At 62.0% G+C, this 25,573-nt stretch carries 23 protein-coding genes and 2 pseudogenes; 14 read left to right on the top strand and 11 right to left on the bottom strand.

The features are described 5' to 3' along the window. Nucleotides 1-69: 69 nt before the first annotated feature. Nucleotides 70-1,401: a P-loop NTPase fold protein gene (locus tag AC2ETI_RS31170; protein WP_483634911.1), complete on the bottom strand. Its 1,332-nt coding sequence runs from the start codon at nt 1,399-1,401 to the stop codon at nt 70-72. Nucleotides 1,402-1,705: 304 nt separating this feature from the next. Here AC2ETI_RS31170 and AC2ETI_RS31165 point away from each other — a divergent pair. The 6 genes and pseudogenes from AC2ETI_RS31165 (at nt 1,706) to AC2ETI_RS31140 (ending at nt 9,425) form a co-directional block, all read left to right on the top strand. After that, a pseudogene (locus AC2ETI_RS31165) lies at nt 1,706-2,836 on the top strand (IS3 family transposase). A gap of 747 nt (nt 2,837-3,583) precedes the next feature. Further along, on the top strand, nt 3,584-4,600 hold the full coding sequence (locus AC2ETI_RS31160; RefSeq protein WP_483634910.1) for an Ltp family lipoprotein: 1,017 nt from the start codon (nt 3,584-3,586) through the stop codon (nt 4,598-4,600). 198 nt (nt 4,601-4,798) lie between these two features. Further along, nucleotides 4,799-5,422: a hypothetical protein gene (locus AC2ETI_RS31155; RefSeq protein ID WP_483634909.1), complete on the top strand. Its 624-nt coding sequence runs from the start codon at nt 4,799-4,801 to the stop codon at nt 5,420-5,422. Further along, complete coding sequence (locus AC2ETI_RS31150; RefSeq protein ID WP_483634908.1) at nt 5,413-5,901, top strand: hypothetical protein; 489 nt, start codon at nt 5,413-5,415, stop codon at nt 5,899-5,901. Before AC2ETI_RS31155 ends, AC2ETI_RS31150 begins: the two co-directional genes overlap by 10 nt. Next, nucleotides 5,898-7,139 (top strand): hypothetical protein, encoded by a 1,242-nt coding sequence (locus tag AC2ETI_RS31145; protein WP_483634907.1) that lies wholly within the window; start codon nt 5,898-5,900, stop codon nt 7,137-7,139. Before AC2ETI_RS31150 ends, AC2ETI_RS31145 begins: the two co-directional genes overlap by 4 nt. Before the next feature lie 153 nt (nt 7,140-7,292). Continuing rightward, the gene (locus AC2ETI_RS31140; protein WP_483634906.1) at nt 7,293-9,425 is read left to right on the top strand and encodes a TerD family protein; all 2,133 of its coding nucleotides are present in this window, start codon (nt 7,293-7,295) and stop codon (nt 9,423-9,425) included. 50 nt (nt 9,426-9,475) lie between these two features. Here AC2ETI_RS31140 and AC2ETI_RS31135 read toward each other — a convergent pair whose 3' ends face one another. The 3 genes from AC2ETI_RS31135 to AC2ETI_RS31125 form a co-directional block, all read right to left on the bottom strand. Beyond that, entirely contained in the window at nt 9,476-9,673 is a 198-nt protein-coding gene (locus tag AC2ETI_RS31135; RefSeq protein ID WP_483634905.1) for a hypothetical protein, read from the bottom strand. A gap of 31 nt (nt 9,674-9,704) precedes the next feature. Beyond that, on the bottom strand, nt 9,705-10,043 hold the full coding sequence (locus AC2ETI_RS31130; RefSeq protein WP_483634904.1) for a hypothetical protein: 339 nt from the start codon (nt 10,041-10,043) through the stop codon (nt 9,705-9,707). 301 nt (nt 10,044-10,344) lie between these two features. Then, nucleotides 10,345-10,794, bottom strand: a complete 450-nt coding sequence (locus tag AC2ETI_RS31125; protein WP_483634903.1) for a hypothetical protein — start codon at nt 10,792-10,794, stop codon at nt 10,345-10,347. A gap of 503 nt (nt 10,795-11,297) precedes the next feature. Here AC2ETI_RS31125 and AC2ETI_RS31120 point away from each other — a divergent pair. From AC2ETI_RS31120 to AC2ETI_RS31110, 3 genes are all read left to right on the top strand, one after another. Beyond that, complete coding sequence (locus tag AC2ETI_RS31120) at nt 11,298-11,453, top strand: AMP-binding protein (RefSeq protein ID WP_483634902.1); 156 nt, start codon at nt 11,298-11,300, stop codon at nt 11,451-11,453. 148 nt (nt 11,454-11,601) lie between these two features. Next, a complete protein-coding gene (locus tag AC2ETI_RS31115) occupies nt 11,602-12,123 on the top strand; it encodes an STAS domain-containing protein (RefSeq protein ID WP_483634901.1) in 522 nt (173 codons plus the stop codon). A 448-nt stretch (nt 12,124-12,571) separates the two neighbouring features. After that, nucleotides 12,572-12,973, top strand: coding sequence for a VOC family protein (locus AC2ETI_RS31110; protein WP_483634900.1), 402 nt, complete (start codon nt 12,572-12,574; stop codon nt 12,971-12,973). Nucleotides 12,974-13,437: 464 nt separating this feature from the next. On the opposite strand, the gene AC2ETI_RS31105 is transcribed toward AC2ETI_RS31110, so the two are convergent. Next, nucleotides 13,438-13,626, bottom strand: coding sequence for a hypothetical protein (locus AC2ETI_RS31105; RefSeq protein ID WP_483634899.1), 189 nt, complete (start codon nt 13,624-13,626; stop codon nt 13,438-13,440). A gap of 510 nt (nt 13,627-14,136) precedes the next feature. Between AC2ETI_RS31105 and AC2ETI_RS31100 the strand changes: the two genes are divergently transcribed. The 4 genes and pseudogenes from AC2ETI_RS31100 (at nt 14,137) to AC2ETI_RS31085 (ending at nt 17,959) form a co-directional block, all read left to right on the top strand. After that, the gene (locus AC2ETI_RS31100; protein ID WP_483634898.1) at nt 14,137-14,382 is read left to right on the top strand and encodes a hypothetical protein; all 246 of its coding nucleotides are present in this window, start codon (nt 14,137-14,139) and stop codon (nt 14,380-14,382) included. A 428-nt stretch (nt 14,383-14,810) separates the two neighbouring features. Continuing rightward, nucleotides 14,811-15,096, top strand: a pseudogene (locus tag AC2ETI_RS31095) (MerR family transcriptional regulator). 364 nt (nt 15,097-15,460) lie between these two features. After that, a complete protein-coding gene (locus tag AC2ETI_RS31090; protein WP_483634897.1) occupies nt 15,461-15,931 on the top strand; it encodes a hypothetical protein in 471 nt (156 codons plus the stop codon). Between the two features lie 1,488 nt (nt 15,932-17,419). Beyond that, nucleotides 17,420-17,959, top strand: coding sequence for a hypothetical protein (locus tag AC2ETI_RS31085; protein WP_483634896.1), 540 nt, complete (start codon nt 17,420-17,422; stop codon nt 17,957-17,959). A 111-nt stretch (nt 17,960-18,070) separates the two neighbouring features. Here the strand turns inward: AC2ETI_RS31085 and AC2ETI_RS31080 are convergent, their stop codons facing one another. The 4 genes from AC2ETI_RS31080 to AC2ETI_RS31065 all read right to left on the bottom strand — a co-directional run bounded on the left by AC2ETI_RS31080 (nt 18,071) and on the right by AC2ETI_RS31065 (nt 20,159). Continuing rightward, a complete protein-coding gene (locus AC2ETI_RS31080; protein ID WP_483634895.1) occupies nt 18,071-18,352 on the bottom strand; it encodes a type II toxin-antitoxin system RelE family toxin in 282 nt (93 codons plus the stop codon). Then, nucleotides 18,349-18,630, bottom strand: coding sequence for a type II toxin-antitoxin system Phd/YefM family antitoxin (locus AC2ETI_RS31075; RefSeq protein ID WP_047269851.1), 282 nt, complete (start codon nt 18,628-18,630; stop codon nt 18,349-18,351). Before AC2ETI_RS31075 ends, AC2ETI_RS31080 begins: the two co-directional genes overlap by 4 nt. Before the next feature lie 256 nt (nt 18,631-18,886). Continuing rightward, a complete protein-coding gene (locus tag AC2ETI_RS31070; protein WP_483634894.1) occupies nt 18,887-19,408 on the bottom strand; it encodes an ANTAR domain-containing protein in 522 nt (173 codons plus the stop codon). A 376-nt stretch (nt 19,409-19,784) separates the two neighbouring features. Beyond that, nucleotides 19,785-20,159, bottom strand: a complete 375-nt coding sequence (locus AC2ETI_RS31065; RefSeq protein WP_483634893.1) for an ANTAR domain-containing protein — start codon at nt 20,157-20,159, stop codon at nt 19,785-19,787. Between the two features lie 23 nt (nt 20,160-20,182). Here AC2ETI_RS31065 and AC2ETI_RS31060 point away from each other — a divergent pair, with 23 nt between their 5' ends. Beyond that, on the top strand, nt 20,183-20,473 hold the full coding sequence (locus AC2ETI_RS31060) for a hypothetical protein (RefSeq protein WP_483634892.1): 291 nt from the start codon (nt 20,183-20,185) through the stop codon (nt 20,471-20,473). Between the two features lie 1,328 nt (nt 20,474-21,801). On the opposite strand, the gene AC2ETI_RS31055 is transcribed toward AC2ETI_RS31060, so the two are convergent. Further along, nucleotides 21,802-22,623 carry an ABC transporter substrate-binding protein gene (locus AC2ETI_RS31055; protein ID WP_483634891.1) on the bottom strand — a complete coding sequence of 274 codons (822 nt, stop codon included), beginning with the start codon at nt 22,621-22,623 and terminating at the stop codon, nt 21,802-21,804. 182 nt (nt 22,624-22,805) lie between these two features. Then, nucleotides 22,806-25,313 carry a response regulator transcription factor gene (locus AC2ETI_RS31050; protein WP_483634890.1) on the bottom strand — a complete coding sequence of 836 codons (2,508 nt, stop codon included), beginning with the start codon at nt 25,311-25,313 and terminating at the stop codon, nt 22,806-22,808. Nucleotides 25,314-25,573: the final 260 nt, after the last annotated feature.

The following is a 25,573-nucleotide window of genomic DNA, read 5'->3' as shown; positions in this document are numbered from 1 at the left end:
CCGCATTCAGCACGCGGAGGACGACCGCCCGCCGCTTACCGCCGGCACCGCGTCACCAACGTCCGTTCCTCATACAATTAGCTCGTTCCCGTCACCAATGCAAGCTCTGCGTACTGCTCGATCGATACGAGCGTCTGCGATATCGTAGGCATCGAGGATGGTCATCGTGAAATAGCGGCCGAAGTAGTTTGCTTGTGCAACCCCTTGCCTCCTTGATATCGACGGGCTATCGCGAAGCTTGGGGAACAGCATGTGAAGCATTTTCAGCGCATGCTTTTTATCCGCGACGTCAAGACCGTCGAGGAGACGGTCGGTGGAGAATTTCTCATCGCGAGAGCTAGTTGAACTGGCGTGTGTGCGCTCGTGGGTATTGCCCGTCACAAGTTCGTACTGGAAGTGGGGCAGCTGATTATGGAGCTCAGGGAGCGATGTACGTAGCAGCGCGAGGATGATCACGTCCTCGATGTGGGTCTCGCCATCTAGGTGCATGCTCAGTTCGTAGTCCAACTGCGCACCGTAGCGGTTGATGGCGCGCGGTGTCGTTAACATGGCTCGCATCGTGGGGGCCAACTGGCGGACGCTGTCCAGAGACGTCTGAAGTCCAGGGCGACGGCGCTCGATAACCGCCTCGAGTTGTTCATTCAGCAGAGTGTCGATCTGCGCGCCGAGAAGCGCTGGGACTGCGATCGGGTACTGGATCATCTTCTCGATGTAGCGACGGGCCGCCGCGGGGTCTTGTGCTGCGCCCGCGTTGGTGAGTGTATGCATCAGCGAGTTGTGATCGTAAGCTAGGAGATACTGAACTCCGGGGAACCGGCCGAGTAGTCGCACCACCTTCAGGACGGTCAATAACTCATTGCCCTGGAGACGGTCGACGTCATCAACCACCACAAGCACCTGCTTTCCGCTGTCGCGGATCTGTTTCGCAGCTTCGCGGAACGCCTCCTCCCAAGGTTTTTGGGCAACTAGAGCATCAGCTGCAGACTCGGCAGCTTCAGCCGCTACACCTCCCCCGAAGGGAATCACAGCGGCCGCGGGGGCTGATATTCGCAATAAGGTAGAAAATGCCCGGCGAGCGGTGTCGCGTCTTTTCTTTGGTAACGCCCTCGTCAGCGCCGAATAGAACTCACTGAGCAACCCACTTACGTCGTGAGTGGCCCACGGCGTGAACCAAACGACGGAGTAGTCGAAGTCATTGTCGTCGTCTAGCGCGTTTTGGATGAGACTGACGAGTGATGTCTTACCACTCCCCCACGGACCGGTCAGCCCAAACACCGTACTCGATTTCCAAGTGTGTGCCGTTGCAACAAGTTGCGCCACGCGCTTGGCATAGCCCTCGCGACTCAACTTATCGGCGCTGTTGGTTGTGATCGGTTCGTCAGTCCAGCCCGGAGAATTCATTCATCAACCGTAGCTAGAACTCATGCCCAGCATTCCGACCTTGTGCCGATCAGCGAATTCACTATAGTTCACGGTAGGGCACATCGATAGAAAACAGCAGTTGGAGTTGTCCCTGATCGTGAGCTAGGCGGTTTCGGGTCCTAGATCGAGCGCTTCTCCTACCACCAGATATGTGTTGGTCGCGTACAACTCCGACTCGCGCAATGCGGAATTTGCATGCCGCCTGACTGGATCCCCGTGAACAGGTCCAGTGGTTGTGAGGGTTCTGATGCACCAAAATGGGTGCAGGAGGACGAAACACAACATGGCCCGTCGACACACACCCGAACAGATCATCCGCAAACTCCGAGAAGGCGAAAAGCTCCTCGGCGAGAAGTTCACGATCGAAGACGTCTGCAAACACCTCGAAGTGTCCGAAGCGACCTGGCATCGCTGACAGAGCCAGTACGGCGGCATGAAATCCGACGACGCCAAACGCCTCAATGAACTCGAAAAAGAGAATGCGCGACTGAAGAAGATAGTGGCCGATCAGGCTTGGACCTTGACATGCTCAAGGAGTTGAACCGGGGAAACTGGTAAGCCCGGCCCGCCGCCGCAGGGCCGTGGAAGTACTGCGGGAACGGTTCGGGATATCCGAACGCAGAGCATGTACTGTGGTGGGTCAATCTCGGTCGGTCCAACGCCGCCGGCGAAGCGTCGACGAGACCGAGAAGGTCTTCGGGAGAAGCTGCGAGAGATCTCTCGCCAGCATCCGCGTTGGGGATGGCGCAAAGCGCACGCCCTCTGCCACGCCGACGGTTTGGTCACCAATCATAAACGCACGCAACGATTGTGGCGTGAGGAAGGGTTGAAGCGGCCGCTGCGGGTGCGGAAGAAGCGCCGCATCGGCGAGGGCCGCAATCAGCGGGTGGCAGCCGCGCATCCGGACCATATGTGGGCGCTGGATTTCCAGGTTGATGTCACGGTGGACGGCCGGCAGGTGCGGTTTCTCAATATTGTCGACGAGTTCACGAGGGAGGCTCTTGCCACACAGGCATTTCGGTCGTGCACCTCGGATCGGATGACTCAGGAGTTGGATCGGATTATTGCCCGTACTGGGCGAAGGCCCGCCCATATTCGGATGGACAACGGTACCGAAATGACGGCGCACGCGATGCGCGATTGGTGTCGGTTCGCCGGAGTGGATGCCTCGTTCATCGACCCGGGGTCGCCGTGGCAGAACGGGATCTGCGAGTCATTCAACGGCCGTTTCGGGGACGAATTCCTCAATTGCGAGGTGTTCCATTCGCTGACCGAGGTTCAGGTTCTTGCCGACGATTGGAGAATCGAGTACAACAGTTATCGACCACACGGATCGCTCGGATTCAGAACACCTGAAGCATTCCGTGCGCAATGGTTAGAGGCCGAGTTCGATCAGGAATTGCAACTCGCATAATCAGTGAACCCGCGGTCGGGGCCCAGTCACGCCCATTTTTGCGAGCTTGTCCAGCATAGGAAATCGAGTAAATGCTGTTTGGACGGTGGCCATCAGTGTGTCCGCTTCGGGGTGGCTTGTGCTTCACCCCTTGATGTAGTCACAGATACGGTTGCGGTATGCCTCGCTGCCGAGTGAGTGCCCGTGTCGCTCGCTACCTTTGTTGAACCCGGAAGCAGTTGGACTGCAATACTTTTGATAATACACTGGCATGTAACGGTAGCCTGAACGAGATCTTCGCTTGGGATTCATTGAATGCGAAGCAACTCACCGTTTGCCAGCAACGGATTCGGCAGATCACCCTCGGGCACCACGGCCGTAGCGGTGACTCGCCGTAAGGCATCAAACGAGTTCTGCTGACCGCGAGACGTTGCGCACCAACAAACAAAAAACGAGACTCGAAGCGGTGCTCGCCGACGAGGAACAGTTGACGGAAGCCGCGCCCTAACCTCTCACCACACATCACGTCAGACTGCCGCTCTTGTGTACTCGGCGACGTGGCCCGCTGTCCGAGAGCCTCCTTCGCTCAGCAGTCCAGGATGAAACGTCGGAAGCAGAAGCAGAGACCCTGGGGCGTATAACGCCGGGAAGGCCGTCCCTCACATCCACGCGCACCGCTAGTGCCGTGGCTCTGCACGCAGACAGACCCGGCGAAAAATCCGGACCACGCGGTATGGATGTTCTGAGCAACCTGATAGTAATTACTATATGAAACGGACATTCGCCGCCACAGTGGCTCTCTCAGTCGCCCTGCTCATCGGCGGATGCTCGACCGAATCCGAATCGCCGCAGGTCACTGCAGAAGCAGCGACCTCAGCATGTCTAGACCAAGCTGACAAATACGCGGCAACATTCACCAAGTCCACCATCACTGCACCCAGCGCCGAAGCACTCGACGACGGATACCGCATAACAGCCGGAGTCGAGGGCTTCGCATCGGACGGGACAACGGTCAAGCGGGACTTCACCTGCCTGGCCTACCTCGGTGACAATGGCATCGAAACCCGGGACGTTGACTGGACACCGGCTACCGGTCAAACGACGACACGAGCAACGACAGCACCGCAGACACTTCGCGGGCAGTACGACGCACGCATGGCAGCAGGGAAAATCCAGAATCCTGCCGGCGCCTTTGATGAAGACACGAAATTCTGTGAAACGCTGCGCACCAGCGAGGACCCGGTGCGTATCCTCGCGGAGGCAATCACTCGGCCCCAGAATCTCGACTCCGCCACCGCGCATCGGATCAGCCGCATCAAAGAAATGATTCCGATCCTCTGCGCCGACCAGACGCCTACAATCCAGCGTGCCACCGAGGAGTTCAATCTCTATCCTGGGGCCCAACCCGTCACCCCGACAACGAAACCCGTCGTGGTGTCAACCCCTCCAGCCCCACTTCCGAAGGCCACCACGCCGGCAAAGACGGAGCCTCGAATCACAGCTGGGCAACAGAACGCGGTGCGCGCAGCGAAAGACTATCTGGCCTACACCGCCTTTTCACGCCAAGGACTGATCGAACAACTCGAGTTCGAGAACTACTCGACCGATGACGCCACGTTCGCAGTCGATTACGTTGCGCCCGATTGGAATATGCAAGCAGCGAAGGCCGCGCAGGACTACCTCGACTACACCGCATTCTCCCGTCAAGGATTGATCGACCAGCTGATATTCGAGGGGTACACCAGCGCCCAAGCGCAGTACGGCGTCGATCAAACCGGCCTGTAGCGTCTCCACAGACCAAGTGTCCCAAAGACTTTCAGCGCTCAAGCGCCGGAAGGCTTATGTCGGAGTTAGGATTACGATCCCTCAATTCGCTTTTGAGTCAAGACCGGCCGAACTCGAATCGAACACCAATTGCCCGGTTTGGATATCGACTGTTCCGGCGCTCGTGCATCCCACTTCCACTCTTGCAGAGGAAAACCCGTGACCGATGACTCCGCAGACCAGCTCGCCCGAGAACTTCGTTTGACCTCTGAGGAGATGTTCACGCTACGCACTCTGCAAGCGCGAATGCTCCGCCTGGACTGGGAACACGAACGTAAAGAAGGCGACGCCCGCACCAAGAAACGGGATCGATTGCACAGTTTCGTCGCCACCTCGATCCAGGAAATTCTCACCTCAGATGCAACAACGGAGTCCCTCGCGCAAGAACTGGCCGCCATCGAACACAGTCCTTTCCTCGACCAGCTCAACGCTCTGACCAAACAGGGATCCACCCTCGCGGGCAAGGTAGGCCGCCGGTCCACCTCTGTCGTCATCCTCGCCGAGCTGATCACGTTCAGCCCGTGGTCAGACGGAACGACATGGTGCTCCGGAGTACGTAAGACCGAACTCCGCACTGCTGCCGACGATCTCACCGCTCTACACAAGACTGATCTCGACGCGATGACCACAGAGTTCGAAGGGTTGATGAAAGCGTTGCGGCGCAAGTCGATCAAATGGGGCAGGGTCGCCGCAGTCTCCGTCATCGGAGTCGGTGCCGGCGCTCTCACGGCCGGGTGGGCGGCTGCACCGATCGGTGCAGCATCGGCGGCACGATGGGCCTGACCGGCGCTGCCGCGGTCTCGGCAGGTATGGCGATGCTCGGCGGAGGATCCCTCGCGGCCGGCGGCTTCGGCGTAGCAGGCGGGACACTTCTGCTGACCGGAGTCGGTGGGCTCGCCGGCGCCGGTGTCGCTGCCGCCGGCGTGCGCTACAGCCCGTTGGGTTCGCAAGCGATCGCGAGTGAGGCCGTCAAACTCGACCTCGTCGCTCACATGGTCCTCGCCGATGCTCCGGACCGGGACGAGAAGATGCGGCGCGTCGTCGAAAGCCTGCAAGAGCGACTCAACGACGTGACCGACCGCATCGGGCTGCTGGTCGAGACGATCAACACTCTCAAGCAGGAAAAAGCAGCCACCTCCGCCGAAAACACCGAACTGCGAGCTCGGGTGAGGGACCTCGAAGCCGAACTGATCGAGACCAAACGGGCGCAGACCACCCTCGAACTGGTCCGCGACCGCCTACCCGAAAAGGTCGACGCGTGAGCAGCGATATCGAACGCAACCTCGACACCCAGTCACGTCGACTCGACGACATCGAAAACCTCATCCGGGCAACTCTCGACGATCAGGAACCGGCGGTATCGCTCGAACATGGTCCCCGATATCAAACCTATGACGAACTCACGACATTCAACGACGACCTTCGCGGACGACGCGATTGGACCGACGTCGATCTCGACGCGGCACTGACCGAGGAGCAACGTCAGGCATTCGAGTTGTGGCAGCAGAAGCATCGTCTCACCTGGTCCACCTCCGACCTCGTCGCTGTCGGGGCCGTCGGTGTCATCGGGATGATGTGCACCTGGTTCGACGCCTCGATCGACAGCTCCATCCGAGATCGACTCACACTCCTCAAGTCCTCCGGCATCGTCAGTGGGTGGGAGAAAGCCGGCAAACGACTCCCGATCGATTACATGGGGCCCGGTTTCGGGGGACGCGCACATCGCGTCAAAAGCGCCGGCCATGATCTCGCGCGGCCGATCGAGGCGATCAAACAGATCATGGCAGGTGAATTCAGCGGCACCGCATGGCATACCGGCGTCGCCACCCAGGTCGTCGTCGGAGACAAGTTCCAGGACGTCGATTCCGCGTCCGAGGCGGCTCTGCGATTAGCTCAGCATCTCCTCGCGGACGTGATCACCCCGATGAGTCTTCCGATTCCCGGTATGTCCTTCCTCTACGAGAGCGACAGTAAAGCACTGCGCGATTTCGCACTCCACGCCTACAACGGTCTCAGTGCAGGCAACGGATGGAACGTACGAAACGGTATCGCGTTACCCGCAATGACCGTCCTGATCACAGAAATCTTGATACGCACCTACGTACACCTCGACCTCTACCAGCAGACCGGCACCGCCCGGTTGGAACTTCCACACACGCGCCGACGAAACGAATTGCTCCTGGCGGCGCACAGCCTCGTATCAGCTATTTCGCTGGGAAAGGTCGCAGCCCACATCACCGCGCACTGTGTCTCGGGAAACTATGTCCGCGCCGTGCATCCCTCGCACATCCGGCACGCGAACATTCCCGCGCTCCTACGCGCAGGCGCACTCGCCGGAACCGTCGCCAACGACGCCTACCGAGCCTCCCAGATCCCTTTCGCCCGTTCATGGAGCGACTTGGTCACCGATACCGCCCAGCCCTGGCAATTGGACCTGGTAGAGAGCATCGAAAACCTTGCTTGTTCAGAAGGCACTACCGCGCTGGATCTTCTCGACTAACCTCACGAACTGGCTACACAGCCTTCAATACCAGGTTCACATTTTTGATGTCAGCGAACCTCTCGAATACTTTCTGCCAACGAAGCAGAAAATCTTCAGCAGTTTCCGGACTGCGTCATCGTCGTCATCACCGTGTACTACCGAAGGGGCTTCATGCACGAGCAGTACCTGATCAAGGGCCAGAACATCAGCCTTCCCGACGACATCGAACAGGTCGAGGTTCTGATCATGTGGGAAGACTCGATATCCGGAATCGATGCCGCAGCGCTGCTTCTCGGCGCCGACAAGAAAGTCGGCTCCGACGAAGATTTCGTGTTCTACAACCAGCAGGAATCCACCGATGGTTCCGTTCGCTACCTCGGACGGCGCGACACCGAATCCGGACCACACGAACGTCTCCTCGTGCACCTTTCGGCAGTCCCCACCGAGGTCGACGCGATCGTTTTGGCCGGAAGTGTCGACACCGGATCATTCGGGGACCGCGGCAAGCTCTCACTCCACGTGCTCGACGGATCCGGCTCCCCCATCGCCGAATACGTCACCGCCGATGCGAGCACAGAAACGGCGTTCGTCTTCGGTGAGCTCTACCGCCGCAACGGGCTCTGGAAACTACGGGCGATCGGTCAAGGCTGGGCATCCGGACTGGCCGGGTTGGCAGAAGACTTCGGTGTCGACGTCGGCGACGACACCCCACCCCACCACACCGACAACCACTCCAATACCGATGCAGATGCAGATGCAGATGCCGACAAAACCACCACTGCGCCAACAGAAATAGTCGACCCCACAGCGCCGCACATCCCCGCAGTTCCGCCCGTCGTCGTCGAGGCAACCATCGTCGACGAGCCTGCAGCCCACGAACACACCCCACCCGCTGCTTCGGCGACGTCGGCCGCACCAGCGGCGCCCGTGTCGAAGCCGGCGCGTCCGCGCGGGGTAAGTACCGCCAAACCTGCACCGAAGAAAGCACCCCTGCCCGAATTCACACTCGCAGAAGCCGACACCTGGCAACCCGCACGCTTGTTCTCCGTCATCGGAGTCGGATCCGGCGAAGAACAAGAACGCCGCACCACCTCCGCACTGACCTCCACCATGCAAGCCGTTCCGCTGTTCGCGCGGGCCATCGCCTCCCGAGCCGGCGCCCCCGCCGGATCGTTCGAGGGATACCTCGAAGTCCCCTACACCAAAGGCGAATCGCGGGTAATCCCCGACGCGGTGTGGAAAGTGTCCCGCGGCACCCGGCTGTGGACCGGGCTTGTCGAAGTGAAAACCGGAGCAGGCCGACACTCCCGCGAACAACTCGAAAACTATCTCGACATCGCGAAGAAGAACAAATACGACGTGGTGATCAGTGTGTCCAACGACCTCCCCGCCGGCGCCGGCGAGCTACCCGTCGAGGTCGACAAACGTAAACTCACCAAAGTCTCACTCCGCCACCTGTCCTGGGCGGAAGTCATTCACGAAGCACGCATGACACTCTCGCACGGCGGCATCGACAACCCCCTCCAAGCCTGGATCCTCCACGAATTCCTCCGCTACATCGAACACCCCAAATCAGGAGCATCGGAATTCGTCGACATGGGACGGCACTGGGTATCGATCCGCGACGCGATCAGCGCCGGAACACTGCGCTCCGGCGACCCGAAAGCCGCCTCCATCGCGCACTCCTGGATCGCACTCGCCCGCAACCTCTCCCTCCGGTTCACCGCCGAATTGGGAGTCAGCGTCAAACACGTGCTCCCGCGCCGCGCCGTCAACGACGCTAGCTATCGCACCGAACTCACCGTCGAAGAACTGGCGAACGACGGAACATTCACCGCGCTGCTCCGAATCCCGGACGCCGCAGGACACCTCAAAATCATCGCCGACATGCGCACCAACAAAATCACCTGCAGCACCCAAGTCACCGCCCCCGACGAAGGCACCGCCGGCAAACGTGTCACATGGATGCTGCGTCAACTCAAAAACGCGCCCACCGACCTGTTGATCGAAGCCACCTTCACCGCACCTTCATCGTCCACCTGCGAACCACACACCGCGGTCCGCGCGACACCACGCATCCTCACCGACAACCAAAACGGACAACTCCACTCCTTCACCCTGATGCGCACCTTCACCCTCGGAGGCAAACGCGCCGGCACCGCAGCCAGTTTCATCAACAGCATCACCCACTCCGCGGAAACCTTCTACACCGACGTCATCCAACCCGTACGCGAATGGGTCCCCGCCGCCCCCAAGCCATCCGAACTCGGACGCGACGAACACACCGACGACGAAGAAGCGTGAGAGCACGCCACCGGAGGCCGGCGCACAAGCGTCATCTCGCTGTGCGCCGACTACCGCTGGTCCACGAAGGGAGTGCGGTAGACCACCCGTCCGTTCTCCTTCACCCACGTCTGGTCGACACCACCCACGTTCTCGACCAACAACTCCACCGTGGGGATCTCGGCGGCGAGCGGATCGTCGAACGCCGCGCGAGCATTGCAGGCACAGATCGTCGCCACACTGCTCTCGGTGTAGAGCGCGTCGATCACGAACGCCGGCGTGAACCTGCCACCGGGATCGTCACCACCGCGCAGAGCAGTCTCCCGGCCCCGCCACCACCGGCTCAGGGCACGGGCCTTCATGATCTCGATCGGCGCTTCGACAAAAGAGAATCGTCAGCTTCTGATAGTCCGCCTCCGCGAGATCACAGAGCAATCTGCGGCCCAGTCCCGGCCAGCTGAATGTTCCTTCCAGCACGATGTTTTCCCCGGCCGCGAGGCAACGCTCGGTGACGGCATCGACGATGACCGTGGACTCCGTGTGCACCAATGTCGCCAGTTCGCGCGCCATCACCCGGTGTCCATCTGCCAGTTCGATACCGAGAAGGTCGTCGAAACCCTGTTCGAGGGCATCGTGCAACAGGTGGTCCTTGACTCGGTCCGCATCGATGACGCGCCACCCCTGCCCGGCCAACTCCCGGCGTTCGATACTCGAGCTTTTCCCGCAGCGGGTGGCCCCGCGGTCGCGAGCGCCAAGAATTGCCGTCCGATCGCGACGTCGGTGTGCTCGGCGAGATATCGTTCGATGACCCTCATTTCGGGGGGGTGCTGCGCGAGAGTCCGTCTCGGGCCCGCCCCCGATGCACGTAACCCGTCTTTGTCCAGCAATTGGCCTGGTCTGCAGAATGTTTCGAGTTTCAGCTGCGACAGCTTCTACACGGTCAGAGTGCATTCGCCTGCGCACGCCGGTCCGCTGTGACCTCGAACAACACACGGCGATCCTCGTCGGTGAGAAGATCGCCCGCACGCTCGATCTGATCCCACGAACCCCGCTGATACGACTGGCCCACCGGGTCATCGGCGGCGACCTGACCGAACGTGTACTCCCAACCGGCGAGTTCACTGATCATCTTCTCACGGCTGATCCGCCCGCCGGCATGCTCGAGCATCACCTCCCGAGGGCTACGGTCCCGAGCTGCGGGATTGAGCCGCAACTTCTTCACGATCCGCGACACCTCGGGCTGAGCGACACCGAGCATCACCGCAATCGTGCGCTGCGGGACACCTTCGTCCGTCGCCCTGCCCACCGCACGCAACAGTTTCAGTTGCAGCAGTTCCTTCTCCGCCGGGATAGCGCGCAAGTCACGTTCGATGCCGTAATCGATATTCATCGATCTCTCCCTTCGCCTGCAGTTATACCAAATTGTATCACTGCAGGTGTGTAACATCGCAGCGTCGGCGACACACCTTCACACTCCCGCCGGTCACATGGCGCGCCTGCGACAGATGGTGTGGACACACTTGTCGGTAACCGAGTCGAACAACGAAGCGCGGACAGCACACCACGGACCTTCCTCTACGACGCCCGGAGGAACTTCACCTGCAGCATCGCCCGCTCCGGGCCAGTCAGCTCGAAAGTAACTGCCATGCAGACTCGCTCGCTGCGCGTCCACGAAGTCCCCACGTCTGAAAACGGCTGCATGCCCTGCGCTGTCCTTTATGGACATGCGACCAGTGGCTACATCCCCGCACGGTGAGGTAGAACTATTCACACGGCCGAAATATTCTGACGCACACCATCATTGCTGTGACGATGCGGCACAGACAGAAACTTCAGGCTCGACCGTGCCACACCACAGCTACGCCGGCACCGCCCGCCCACAGGAAGGGTCACATGAACACTTCTACGACCGGAACGGCCCCGGGATCACACATGAGTACCGCGGAGATCAAGGCCCGCATCGCGACCATGTTCGCCGACGATCGCCAACCGACACCCGCCCCGGAGCGGCCGCCGGGCCAGACCCCCGAGCCTCGGGTACCGAGGTGACAAACGCCGGCATCGCGCCTCTGTCGGCTGCGGCCACCGGCAACATGGCACGGCCCGCTCCCCGGGGCGCGATACTCGGCGGGGCCTGCACCGAACGGCAGCTGTTGGCCCTCGACACCGCTGGGGGCACCCCCGTAATTGGCGTTCCATGACGACGACACCACAGGGTCCCGCCGAACTCACAAACGCACCCCGCCGAACAGCACCGTCCGCAGAGCTGAGCCGACTCGGGCGCGGCGCCCTGTCCACGGCCGCGTCATCACAGACCCCGCCCTCCGCTCGAACCACCGACAACACACAGACGCGCACCGCCGCAGCCGCACTCACGTTCACCGAGTCCACCGCCAGCGACACCATCTCCCGCTACTACGTAGCGGGAACAATCGACGCCACCACATGCGAAGCCTTCGGCGCCCACCTCGACGACATCGTCACCGCCCGACGCCCGTTCCTCCTCGACCTGACCGCCGTCCCCTTCGTCTCGGTCGGAGGCCTCACCCTCATCGAGGCACTCGCACGCACCACCGCGCAACGCGAGATTCGCTGGGCACTCGCGGCCGAGTACTCACTCCACCGATTCCTGACACTGCTGAACATGGACACCCACGTCCCCAGCTTCGACAACGCAGAGACCGCCCTCACCCACATCACGAACACCCTGGCCCCCTGACATCCCGCCCCCTGCCCCGCGCCGCGAACCCCGCGAACAATGACAATGGCGCGTCCCGACCTCAGGCGCCGAGCCGCCAAGCCACTGGGACCCCGGTACCGGCACGCCGAATCTTCCTGCCACCCGATACCGCCTCTGAGTAGGCATCATGAGGACGACCCCACGACTCCGGCCCGGCGGCGAACCATTCGAAACACTGACAACGCACCCCACCGCATCGCTCTGGGATTTCGCAGGAGGCGCTTCGCGCTCCCCGCAAGCCCACCGAACGTCGCCACTTCCACCGCTTCTCGTGATGCCAGCTGGTCTGCGCCCCTCGCCACCGGCCGGTACACGCCCACCCCCGCCAATCACGCCTCACCCGTGCGACAACGGACACGACAGACTTCCCGGCTTCCGCGCCCCGTACCATCGCCGACAACCGTTCCCCCGGAGAAAGGTGGACCCCGTGACCAGTCGCCTCGCCGCCATCGCCATCGATTGCCTCGACACCGATCTGATGAGCACGTTCTGGTCGACAGCACTCGGCGTGAGCATCACCAGCACGTGGACCGACTCCCACGGCAAACGATATGTCGAACTCGGGTCAGGACTGCCCGAGAGCACCGAACTTGTTCTCCTGCTTCAACCGGTCACAAACCACAAAGCAAGCAAAAATCGGCTGCATCTCGACATCAGACCCCAACACAGCGATCAACACGCCGAAGTAATGCGACTGTGCGCAGCCGGAGCGCGCGTAGCGGACTGGGCGGCCAAGGATCCGTGGATCGTCATGTCTGACCCCGAAGGAAACGAATTCTGCGTCCTCCCTCCACAATCCCCGACCCCATCCACAGACGCCGGCATCTGAAACACTCCCGCCGCCCCGACCCTCGGGGACAGACGCGGTGAAAGACATTTCCCCTGGGCCGATCACACAAAGATCACCAGACACCGCGACCCGAGCACCACGGACCTCGAACGAGGCGATTCGGTGCCACCACCGTCGATCACCTCGCACCGCCGTTCGCCCCCCTGAACCAACCCCGCCATGCTGCGCTGACTGCTGAACCCAGGACCGGCCGACGAGGCCTACGGCTTCCCGAGTCCCACGCGTTCATGCCGAGCGTGCCGCCGACGTTCGCCACGCGAGGGCGATCGGAGCCACTGGAAGTCCACACACATCACCACCATCAGACCCACACCCAACATCACCAGCAACAGAACCACGTTCACCATCGCTACGCCACCCCCCTCAGCATCGAATTACCCTCTCACACAGCGCAAGACACAATCCTCTGATCTGCGCCGGGCATACGCACTAAGCGGCTGTGCTCAGGCCGCGGACACATCCTGAATCGATCGAACTGCCGATCCTCGCATCCGCGGCGCCGCCGAAAACCCACTTGTGGTCAGCTCTCCGGCCTCAATACCCACGCCACGCTCGCCTGCAGGCGCGACGCCCATGACCTGTCGCCACCACCGCTCACGTTCCTCGGATTCGGCCCACACAATTACATCCATCACTGTCTCCTCATCGACCCCCGGCTTGTTACCCAGATCACTTTCTCCAGAAACGTCTGGGACGAGAATCAATGCGGTAAGGAGAAACTGGACTCGCACTACCTGGGGCGATCCCAGGCTCGCGGCTCGCCCGAACCGAGACCACAACACGAGTACAGTCGAAAAAGCAGCCTGCGAACTGACACGCAGTTCAATCCACTCGGTCCACCGTCGACGTCGATGCGTTCACTTCGCAGGCTGCACAACACTTCTCACCCCACCCCTCGGCAGCCCCGCGCAACAGGGCCGATCGGCCGGTTAAGCTGTTCGGGTGCTCACTCCTTGCCAGGTACGGGCACACGGCTCATCGGCGCAGCACTCACACGCCCACCCGATGAGCCACCCAGACCACTCCCCCGTCCGCCGGTTCAGCCGAGCCGGCGGCCACCACGTACACCCTCCGGCGCCCCGACAACTGCGCGCCCTTCGGCCGGGATGCCCTGTCGGGTGTGTCCTGCCACAATCGGAACCATGCCCGGCCCCGAGAGAAAACCCGCCCCGATCACCGTCGGTACCCGCGTCACCGTCACCCCGCCCGCGGCCCACGATCATGCTGAACAGCCGCTCGAGACCGGGACCGTCGTCGACGACTACGCCGACTCCCTCCTCATGCCCGGCGAACTCGGCCGCACCTGGGCACCAACACGCCGATGGGCCATCGCCCTCGACGACGGCCGCCTCGTCTTCGCCGCCGACAACGACATCACCCCCACCTGAAGCCCCACCCTCGGGTCGGCCGAGGTTCAGCTCGCGGAGCGATCCCAACGCCGACACGAAGGGGTCGCGCGATGCCCGCAGCCCGCAACAGAAACAACCGCAACAACAAAAAGACCGACGGCACACTAAAACCGGTCTCCGAGACCGGTGCACCCCACACGTCGAAGCGTTCCGCTACCCCCGCGACGGCGACCACCGGCAATGGTCCGACGCCGTCACTCGCATGCACGGATACACACCCGGCGCCGTTGCCCTCACCACGAACTGATCCTCTCCCACAAACCGACGACCGCTCCCACGTCCCCCACACCCGCGACGCCATCTGCACCGTCTGCCCTTTAGCAGGGCCCCGCGTCCTCCGGCACCACGGCACCGTGGTCGTCGTCGGCGTCAGCATTATTGACTGCGGGGTTTACGGGAATTCCGTGATGTCGGAACTGTCCGGGGTCGGCCCGCAAACATTGACACTCTATGAGCGCCACGGACTGCTCACCCCAGAGCTCGTGCGGGCGGGGAACCCGCCGCTCCAACGAAGCAGAACCAGCCACGCTGCGGCGACTCGGCGCGTTGATCGCCGACGGAATCAATCTCACAGGGGTGGGTGTCATCCTCGTGCTGGAAACCCGGAACGCGATCCTGGCTGAACGGATCGCGCAACTAGCTCATATTCCCGCCGAGGATTCCGCCTCCGAGCGCATTTCCCGAATCCGGTGATCGCTCGCCAGTGGGATGGAGGGCGCCGAAATCCGCATCGGCAAGAATTACATGCCCGCCGGATTCGAGCCGGTCGACCGCAGCATCGACAGTGTCGACGAGTCACGGCTTCTGCCCTGACTCAATAATGTGTCCGTGCCCTCGTCGCCGGTTTGTACGACGCGTACCCATCACGAGGATTTTTGAGTTCGGCGACTGTCCCGGTATTCGGCGCGGTCCTGGTTGATCGCCGAGTGGGACGGTTCCCGGTGGTGGGCACATCGTGCGGTCAGGATGGGGCTCGGTTCTTCGTCATGGCTGCGGCACGGGATTGTCTTCCGCGTCGTGTTTGCTGCATGGTGACCTCGAATGGGTAGGGACGGCAATGCCTTTGACGAAGAAGTTCTCCGACATGTACGACGGACGGGCCGCATTGGTTGCGGTGTCGCAGCGGCCCGCTGCTGTGGTGAACGTGGAGGGGCGCTACACCTTTCGCGTGGACCTCGAGTACGGCCGCTACGCGTTGGCGACGAACTCTCCGGGAGGTTTGTGGGAGGACCTTGATGCGAGCGGCGCAAGGACGCGGAGATCGGAAAGAAGTTGCTTCTCGACAGGCCTATCAGCCCTGACGCTGCACCGGTTTCACCACACGCTGTACCGGGTAATCCGCCCTGACGGCGGAACGCTGCACAGGCAACGAGTCGCCGAACAGGGCCCTCCCCGGCAAGCACCAACCGGCAACGGCCCGCGCGCATCCCACACAACGCGAGCCACCGGGATACGCCCGATTCGCCGGCTGCCGTCACCAGCAGCCGGCGAATCGCCCACACCCGGCGAAACCACGACAGTCTCGTAGAAGCCGTGCATCGCGTCGAGGTCAGTCAACGGCGCCAGCGCCGGAGCCGACACCGTAGCCAAACCGAATCCCCCCCGAAAAGTCTTCGACCGCCACCGATCACACACCGCTGACCGTGACCTCCACACACCCGTGCCCTACGACCAATTCGCCCGGCGGATAATCAGCGATTGGATACCATCATCGAAGATGCGCGGAAGCAGCATTGTCCGTGTGTGACGCACCGGGACCAAATTGTTCGGGCTGCTGGAAGTGTCTATCCTGCGTAACGTCGAGCACCTACTATTCTGCATCGGAGGACTGATCTCGGCCGCACAGCACGGTTGGCACGGCTCTTTCTCGTCGTCGGCGGAGCCGCCTACCTGATGTTGTGGGCCGCAGAGCAGCTCATCGACCTTCCCGGGTCATCTAACACTCGGCCGCCGGGCACCCCGACACCTGGATCCACCTCGCGGTCGGTGTCGGGCTGATCGTGGGTGGACTAGTGGCCATAGTCCTCGATCACCGCCGGGCACCTCACCGGTGACGGTCCGCATCGGTGAGGGTGAAAGCCGATACGTGACGGACATCGTCAGCGGTTAGGGCTCGGACGCGGAGAGCCCGCAGCACGAAGTTGATTTTCCTCGCAGGGGTGCAAGTCCACCGCCATGATGGACACTGCCGCCCACGCCCGCCGATCGACCGGATCCTGGTGTGGCAACACCTTTCTCGAAGTCGCGTCTGTGAGTGACTCTCGGGAACTTGTTGGAATCCTCAGCCCGGTCGCCTATCCCGTCAGCGTTCGCCGGTCATGCAACAGATTGTCGGTTCTGACCAGGGCTTCATGCGGAAATGGCGATGCCAGTGGTGGCGCCCTTCGGTGCCCGAGTTGGGTTCCCGTATCGCCCGGGCGAGCGAATCCCGGCACGGGCACGGAACCGCCCTCGACCCTTCATTGCCGCTAGAGAGGTGATCCAGTTCGGGCCCTGATCGTCTTGGCCTCCGACTCTGAATTATGGCTTGTTCGTGCGGATTTCGTTGATCAGGCAGTCGATCCTCTTGTCGATGAATTTCTGCGGACCAGCTGAGGGGAAGGGGAGCCGTTTCTTCGCCTGAAACTTTCGGAGCTTTGACACGGTCCGCTCGATATCTTCTGGTGTGCATCGTCGATCGCCCGTTGAAGTAGTTCGGCGGTCTCGGGATCCATGTCTTCGCTCACCGGTAAACAACACTCCCCCAACATAATTCGATACCACACAAACGCCGCCACGTGTAACCCGCCAAACCTATTCCAGACCAAACCGATACCGACACTAGTTGGTAAACAACAACATTCAAAACAGCTGCACGAGCGCGCCACGCCAGTCCATCGCCCCGTCAGGGTTCGTCGGGAATCGGTCGACGCGGGCTCGGAGAGGCGAAGATCGGCAGCACGAAGGATAGGGAACCTCAGAGGGTGATTCCAGCGCGCGCGAGCCTGGCGGGGCGACCGTCGTGGATACTGGCTGCGTGATCTACTTTCTCGCTCTCCATGAGCCATACACGTCGGAGGAGCACCCCGTCCTGATCAACGGGACCATCGTCCGATCGGACACGTTGCTGCATCCAGCGATTACCCAGCCCGACGGCGGGCGAATCTTCCGGTGCATCAACGAAGTTCAGAGTCGCCCTGGCCCGCGACTAGTGCCGATATCAACATTGACGTTCGAACTTGACGGCGGGAATCCATGGCCCTGGGTCGGGAACTGGGAGAAAGTCGCCGAAGACGTCGCAACACTCGCTCGACACCGAGGATGCGACGCCCTCCCCCTCGGCCTGCCCGAACTCGACGCGATACTCCTCGCAGGCGGAGCACCGAACACGCGAACCGTCGTCACCCGCGACGGCCCGCACGTCGTCGGGCCTGCCGACCGCGCACAAGTCCTAGAAAAGCTCATGCGCCACGTCGAACGGTTCGAGGCTGAGCAACCTTGGTGGCCAGGCGACGGACTGACTCCCGTGCCAACCGAGCCTGTACGCATGCCTTTCAAGCTGTGGGAACCGTCGTGATGGCCCCACCCGGACGCCATTGATGTCGACTGGATCAGCGACGCCGGCTTCTCACCCGCGGAATGTTTCATTGCCGCATGGGACATGTCGATTATGCAGGTCGAGGCGCTTTCAAGTGCGGTAAGCATCGGAGCGGTGCGCGATCGCAGTGACCGTGACGCGGCGGGCGTCATCATCGATCAGGTACAGCACCCGATACGCGCCGCGCCGTGCCGAATACGCCGGGGCCAGCGGCGGATCGAGCCGCTTACCGACCCTATGAGGGTTCTCGAGCAACGGGCCGGTGATGAATTCGTAGACGGCTACCGCAACCTTCTCGGGCAGGCCCGCTTTGAGCGATCGAGCCGCTGAGCGCGCCACTGCCAGGACATAGGGATCGCCCAGGCCGCTCACTCCTCGCTCTTGCCCAGGAACGCGGCCAAGTCTGTGGCGTCGAGGGTGTCTCCGGCTTGCGCCTCAGCCACTCCCGCCAAATGCCCGGCCAGTAGCGATTCATCAGCCAGCACGGCGATCGTCTCACGCAAAGCGTCATAGTCGTCGGCGCCGAGCAGCACCGCGGCACGATGCCCGTTGCGGGTGATCTCGAACCGTTCGTGTGTGCGCTCGGCCTCGTCGACGAGACGAGAGAGTTGTGCTCGGGCGTCGGCCACCGGAAGAGTCGTCATGTACATAATTCTAGCGCACGCAGGCAATGTGGGCATTCCCACAAGGGCGGCCACTCAAGAGGGAGCGCTTCGGTGATCACCAAACTTCGCAGTCGTCCCTCAGAATCGCTGCAGCGGACATCGAAAGGTACTTCGCCGGCGGCCTAGGCGCTGCCCGCGTCGGGCCGGTGGGCGTGCCTGTCGAAACCATTGGGGCGGCCATCTGTCACGAGCCTCGTCCAACCCGAGCATTCTTGAGACAAGAGTGGCAACATGTGGCCGGCTACTGCTTCGTCAGCGTTTCCACGACCTCGGCCGCAATTGCCGCGACCCGAATATTACGGGTCTGGGACTGCTCGACCAGCACCTCGAACGCACGTTCCGCACTGATCCCGTGCAACACCATCAGCATTCCTTTGGCCTGCTCGATCGCCGCGCGTGTCTTCATCGCCTCCTGCAAGCCCTCGACCTCGGCACGCCACTGCTCCGCCCGGCGTGCGTTCCATACCGCGCCCTCGACGGCGGCGACGAACACCTGCACGAGCACCTCGTCGATCTCGCTGAACCCGTGATCGTCGAAGCTGTACAGATTCAACGCCCCTACGTGGTCGTCGTCGGTGGTGAGCGGCGCCGACAGGTAACTTGCTTGCCACCCCGATTTCGGCGACGTTCTTCGCGAACTCAGGCCACCGTAGTGCGGCGTCGTCGATGCGTACCCGCACCACCTGCCGGGTGCGTGCCGCTTCCAGACACGGCCCTTCATTCGCGCGGTACTGATCGACATCGACATCGAGGGCACGCTCATCCGTGCACGCGACCGTCTCCGGAGCTTTGTCGCGGGCTGAGAGGATCGTGACGCCGGCCATGTCCGCCGTGGGAATCGTCGCCACCACCTGCGCAGCGACCGATTGCAGCAGAGAAGGTAGCGGCATGCGGGTTCGCAGGAGCGCACCGAAACGCTCCACCGCGACCGCGATTTCGTCGCAGTTGTACTGCTGCGCGGTGATGACGTCCGCACGTGGCGGCGGCGCATCGAGCGCATTGCAGAGTTCGTCGCGAGTCATGATGGTTCTATCTCGCAGGCACCATCCTGCGCGCACTCAAAAAGGGTGGCGGCGCTGGTTTCACCGATACCCTGACATTACCAACCCCAGAAGAGGATGACGCGACGTCCACCGCTGTCACTCGTCGGTGTCGAAACGATCCCCGGCGATGACCTCCTGGGCGACCGAAGTGATGCGGTGTTGCCGCGAAAACGCCCGCGCACGCAGACGCACCATCGCCTCGTCCACCGAAATACTGTGGTACGCAGCAAGTATCCCGCACGCGATGTTCACGTTCCCGCGCCGAAACACCCCGACATCACTCCCCGACGTCAACGCGTACGCCGGAGCGAGTTCCGCCACCACCGCATGAGCGATGGTGTGCGCGTACGAGCGGCACTTCACGTCCCCACTCGGCGCAAGGGCTATCGGCGAGCTTCCGTACAACTCGAGCACCCCGAACGGTGCGCCCCCGCCCCCGAGCGGGTACGCGTAGACGCTCGCCGCACCCAACCCCAACACCTGGGCCGTGAACAGTGGCCACCGCGCATGGCCTCACCATCAGCCATGTCGGCATGCAGCTCCGGACTGCCGAAACGGAAAGCATCCAGGCAGGGGCCTTCCCCGAGGGTGAACTGCGTTTCGTCGAGCTCCTCCGCGACACCGTCGCTCGCGTACACGAGATCGCGCGTCGAGTCGGTCGCAAAAACCGCAACCCCGACACCGTCGACCCCCGTCTCGCGGACAAGCTCACTCACCAGCTGCTTCGTCACCTCGAACGGCTCCGACGGCTGAGACTCACGTGGGGACAGATCAGTCGACATTAAGGAGCACCTTCCCGAGTTGGGCACCGCCCCTCTCGTTTGTCCACATCAACTCTACTGGGGCCGAGCTTCTTTCAAATGCCACGTCCCACCCGAACATCCTTGCGGTAGCGGCGGCAACACATGACCGGCGACATCGGTACTGACCCGGTGCGCGTCACTGCAATCGCATTCGTAGAAGCCGCTGACCGGCGCTTTCTGTCCCGGACGATACGTCTGCTCCGCTGTATTCATCTCCGATTCCTTCCCCAACCGCCATTCCCTCAAACCGTGCGTGGCGTTGGGCAGCCATCAGCAACACAATTCCCACAGCGACCCTGCGGCGCAGCACTCACCACCCGGCACTGCGCAGCGCCGGTTTCACGCCTTCCCGGCGGGTAACCAGCCGTACGGCGGAGCGCTGCACAGGCAACGAGTCGCCGATCAGGCCGTCCCCGGCATGCACCAACCGGAAACGGCCTGTGCGAATCCCATGCACGCGAGCAAGGGGTACGCACGATTCGCCGGCTGCCGTCACCAGCAGTCGGCGAATCGCCCACACTGATCCGAGGCATCCAAGAACCCATCGTTCCTGGTTGGCATCCCGCATACACCTGCCAACACTCGATTACAGCCGGACAATCGGACGATTCAACGGCGGCGTGTACCGCGAATAACGCCCCCGCACAGGACTTCTCCACTGTATCGGCTCACTGAACAACTCTACCCGCCGCAGGTCCCGAAGAAACCCACTCACACACTCCCACAACACATCTGCGCACGCAGGAGCAGCCGGGCCCACCAACCCGATCAACAACCCGAACACCACTTCGTCGTCACCGGCGACGACATTCTCGTACGAACCGATCACCACCTGGTCATCGGGAAACCGCTCGCGAAGCTGACCCAACTCCCGTAGAAACCGCTCCCGACACAACTCGGCACTCACGACGGCCCTCTCCCCTGCTCGGCCGGGCACACCCACGAACAAACGATAACGATCGCCCGGATGCCCGCTCACCTACGCCTACGCCTTCGACTGACTGGAACATTGTGGCGCCGCTACCGCCGTATCCGATACAACATCATCGACCATGCAAGGTGAGAAAAGACCAGGAGCGGAAGAAGATACGAGTGTCGACAGAAGAACACCAGGGCGGATACCGAAGGCTGTGGTGGTGGCCCGTTCACTTGGCCCGACAAGCAAGGACCTGCGCTGAACGCGTGTGCGATCACGTTCACCGATCGTTGGCCCGGGATCGGAAACTTACTGACGGAAACCGTCGAACACGGTTAGCGAGATAGACCCCGCACATGTTCACTGACACGGAGCGGCAAGGGCAGGGCCAGGCTCATGATGCCGATCCGACTTGCCGAAGTTGTGGCTCGAGGGTGCGTAGGAGGTAGGCGATGGCGAGGACGCTGGGGTCGCTGAGCGCCGCGGACAGGGGACCGTCGATGTGCGCGACAGCGCCCGATAGCACCGCGGGCAGGTTGCCCCATACCGGTATCGACTCCTCCAACAACGCTGCTTGGCCTTGAATCAGAAGGAGGTCTGCACCCATCATCGGCAGTGCGTTCTCGACGGCGATGTTGGTCCGTGTTACCCCGTGGGATTGGGCGACGATCTCCGAATCCATGTGCATTCCGAGTTCGACGAACAACGCGGCTGCCGGGTCGGTGTCGGAAGCGATCAAGGCGAGGGTGCCGGGGCGGGCTGTGGCGATGAGGAAGGTCCGCCCGGCGAGGTTGGGATGCCGTCGGGCGACATCGGCGATCGCGTTGTCAGTGTCGGCGATCAGCCGCTCGGCGCGGTCTGTTTCGTTGAAGATCTGTCCGAGGACGCTGACTTGTGCGCGCCAGGGGTCGACGTATCCAGTGGAGGCGAGTGGGGCGATGGTCGGTGCCATAGCACTGAGAGCGTCGTACACGGCGGCGTCGCGGGCGGAGTAGTCCGCCAGAATCAAGTCCGGTGCCAGGGCCGCGATTTGTTCGTACGCGGGCGCGCCGAGCAGAGTGAGCGTGATCGAAGTCGACGCGTAGTCACCTTGCCAGGGAAAGTGCCCGCCGGTGGAGCTGATACCGGCAATGGATCCGACACCGACGGGGGTGCGCCCGAAGGCGATGACGGTGTCAGCCCAGGATGAGGACAGCGCGACGATACGTTCCGGCACGTGTGCCACGGTGGTGGTTCCCCTGCTGTGGACCACTGTCCTGGCTGCTGCGTCAAGACTTGCACGGTCGTCGGTGTTGGGGCGCGGCGATGTGCAGGCGGAGCAAGCGAGAGTGAACGTCAGAAGTACCAGCATCACCAACCTGAAGCGAGGAGGCCGCGGCAAGGAGGGGCGCGAGCTCATCAGATGATGGACAGGTGCTTGGCCACGATGACGACATCATGGCGGTTGTGGGCCCCGATTTTTTGGTACAGGCTGCGCAATTGAGTTTTGACGGTATTGATGGACACGAAAAGTTCCTTTGCTATCTCGGCTGTCCCCATTCCTGTTGCGAGCAGGGCCAGTACGGCGTGCTCACGTTCGGTGACCACGACGAGCGGCACGGCGGGAGGGAAGACCGGACGAATGTCGGTGCGGACATTGGACACCAGCTCCGAATGTTCGATTTTCTGCAGTTCGTCGATGTCCGCGTCGGCGATCGTGGTGAACGGACGCAGGGCACCGGTTTGTTCGGCGACGGTGACGGCCCATCTCCAGCAGTTCCCGGCGCGCACGGGGTGCCCCATACGAAGGTGGATGCTGGCTTCGAGCAGGAGAGCTTCGGTGTGCAGCCCTGGATATCGGGCTTGCTGGTCGGCATCGAGTTCTCGACACAGGGTCAAGGCTGCGTTGTAGTCGCCGGTCAGATAGTGCAGTCGTGCAACGGAAATCAAGGTCCAGGGATGGGATTCGGGCGCGGTCAGGGTCTGCGCGAAGGAAGAAGCATTGTTGCCTTCACCGCAGGCGAGCATGAGATCGATTTCCATCGCAGCCAGGAGGGGCATCGCAGCAGATCCAGCTCGCACGCGGTGCGCGTGCGCGGCGCGTTGGCGGCGCAGAAAGACCAGCGCGGAGAAGGCGGTACCGGTCGCCAGTGCATGCAGGCAGCGCGCATAGACGATGTACGCCCACAGCTCTTCTCGATGCGAGGGTTCGCCGAGTGCCGCTAGTGCGTCGCCAGCGGTTTCGACCTCCAGACGGTCCAGGGCGAGGAGGGTACGAGCGACGAGGCCGCTGACTTGAACCATCCGCTCCAGCCAGCCCGCCGGGATCGGATGCTTGCCCTGGTAATCCAGCCACAATTGTGCGCGGGTCGGTTCGCCGACCATCGCCCAGTTCATTGCCGAACTGCCGGCTGCGTTGGCTGCCACGAATCCGGTGTCGGCCGCTTCGCGACCGCGATAGGCCATGTTGAGTTCGATCGAGGACGTGGTCAGATCACCGGCGAGTTGGTGCGTGATGCCCCATTGCAGCCGTAGGACCGGAAGTTCGTCGGTGATCCGCTCGGGGTTGATTTCGAGGATGTACCCGCTCAGTTGCGAAAGGTGTACGGCCAACTCGGCTGCAGCGGGGAAATCGCCCGAGACACGATGCATGATCGATTGAACGGAACCTATACGTAGTCGGTCGATTCCCTCGTCGGTTGCGGCCAACTGCCGCAAAGTTTCGACAGTGCGGGGGAGTCCATCGGTCATGCTGGTCGATCGTGATCCGTTGCGTGTGAACAGATTCAGTCCAGCTTGAACGGCAACCTTGTTCTGTGTGTACTCGGGCGGAATGCGCACAAGGATATCGCGCAGTAACGCCATGTGTTGGGCGAGCATGGACACCCACGACTCTTCGACGACATCCACGACCAATGGCCACTCGTGTGCCTCAGCCGCGTACCGAAGTGCGAGATGCGGTGTCTGCGCTCGGCGATGATGGTGCGCCAGCGCGATCATGCGCTCACCACGTGCGGCGCCTTGCACACGGGGGCGAAGGCTCAACAATGTTCGCAGAGGTGCCGTCATCGTCCACGTCCCGGACGTGCCGTCCGAAGATTGCACTGCGAGAAGAATTCCCAACTTTTCGAGCGCCAGGAGGTCTTCGGTGGTCGCTGCGTTGTCGGTGAGCACTGCCGCGACATCGGAATCGATCAGATGCGCAATGGACAACGCCTCGAGAATAATCCCGAGACGGCTGCTACGCCCGCTGAGCGTGAGGGCCGCCAGGTAGCGGTCGACACATCGCTCCGCGGCGGCACGCCACTGCTCGGGCGACCCTGACGCGGCAACGGGGCGGAGTGCCAGCTCGTTGATCGTATCCATCACTACGGTCGGGATTCCGGCCGTGCAGTGACGAACCACCTCGGCGACCGATACGGGGAGGTTGACGCTGGACGCGAGCGCGTGGACGTCGTCCTCGGTGAAGACGAGGTCGTCAGCGCTGATGGTCTGGACCGTGAGTCCACCTTCCTGGGCAGTACATTCCAACCGACGGTGGGTTGTGGAAACGATCAGATCGACATGGCCGTATTGCTCGAGCAGTTCGAGGAGGTAAGCGTGTACACCGGGATCAGCGACTGGGTCCGGGTGAAAGAAGGTCAGAACAATCCGTCCCCCAGTCGACTCCGTACCGGCGATGAGGTCGTGAATCTCGTCGACAGCTTCGCCAACGGGACGGCGCACCGGTACAACCAGAGCGGCCCGCGAAGACCCCGACGACGCCCACGTTCGCAGCACCGAAGCGGTACTCGACCCAGGGAACGAATGAACGGTAGTGAGCCGAGCTGCTTTCTCGAGCATCGCCACGAGCTTGTGCCGCAATGGGATCAACTCGGCAGATGCGAGGATCTCGGATGCGTACGCACGAACATCGGCTGAAACCACGAACAAGAACTCTTTCATTTTCATCGGTGCACGGCACAAAACGTCGGCACACATAACCACAGGAACCCGACCTGCTATGTGTATCGGGCATCTGGAGCGATGCGAAGGCTCACCCGCCTCTCATCCCTGAAATCACCCCTGCAATCACCCCCCCATTTGCCTCACCGAGACCACACGAATTTCATGAAGGCGACGACATGTGAGGACCGGTGGCCCCTAGCCGGTATGGAAGCAACTGGCGGACAGATTGCCGCGATCAC

The sequence above is a fragment of the Rhodococcus sp. MurmanLake-1 genome (genome assembly GCF_056945715.1).
Note: the sequence above shows the minus strand (reverse complement) of the source record. Positions and strands in the feature narration are given on the sequence as shown.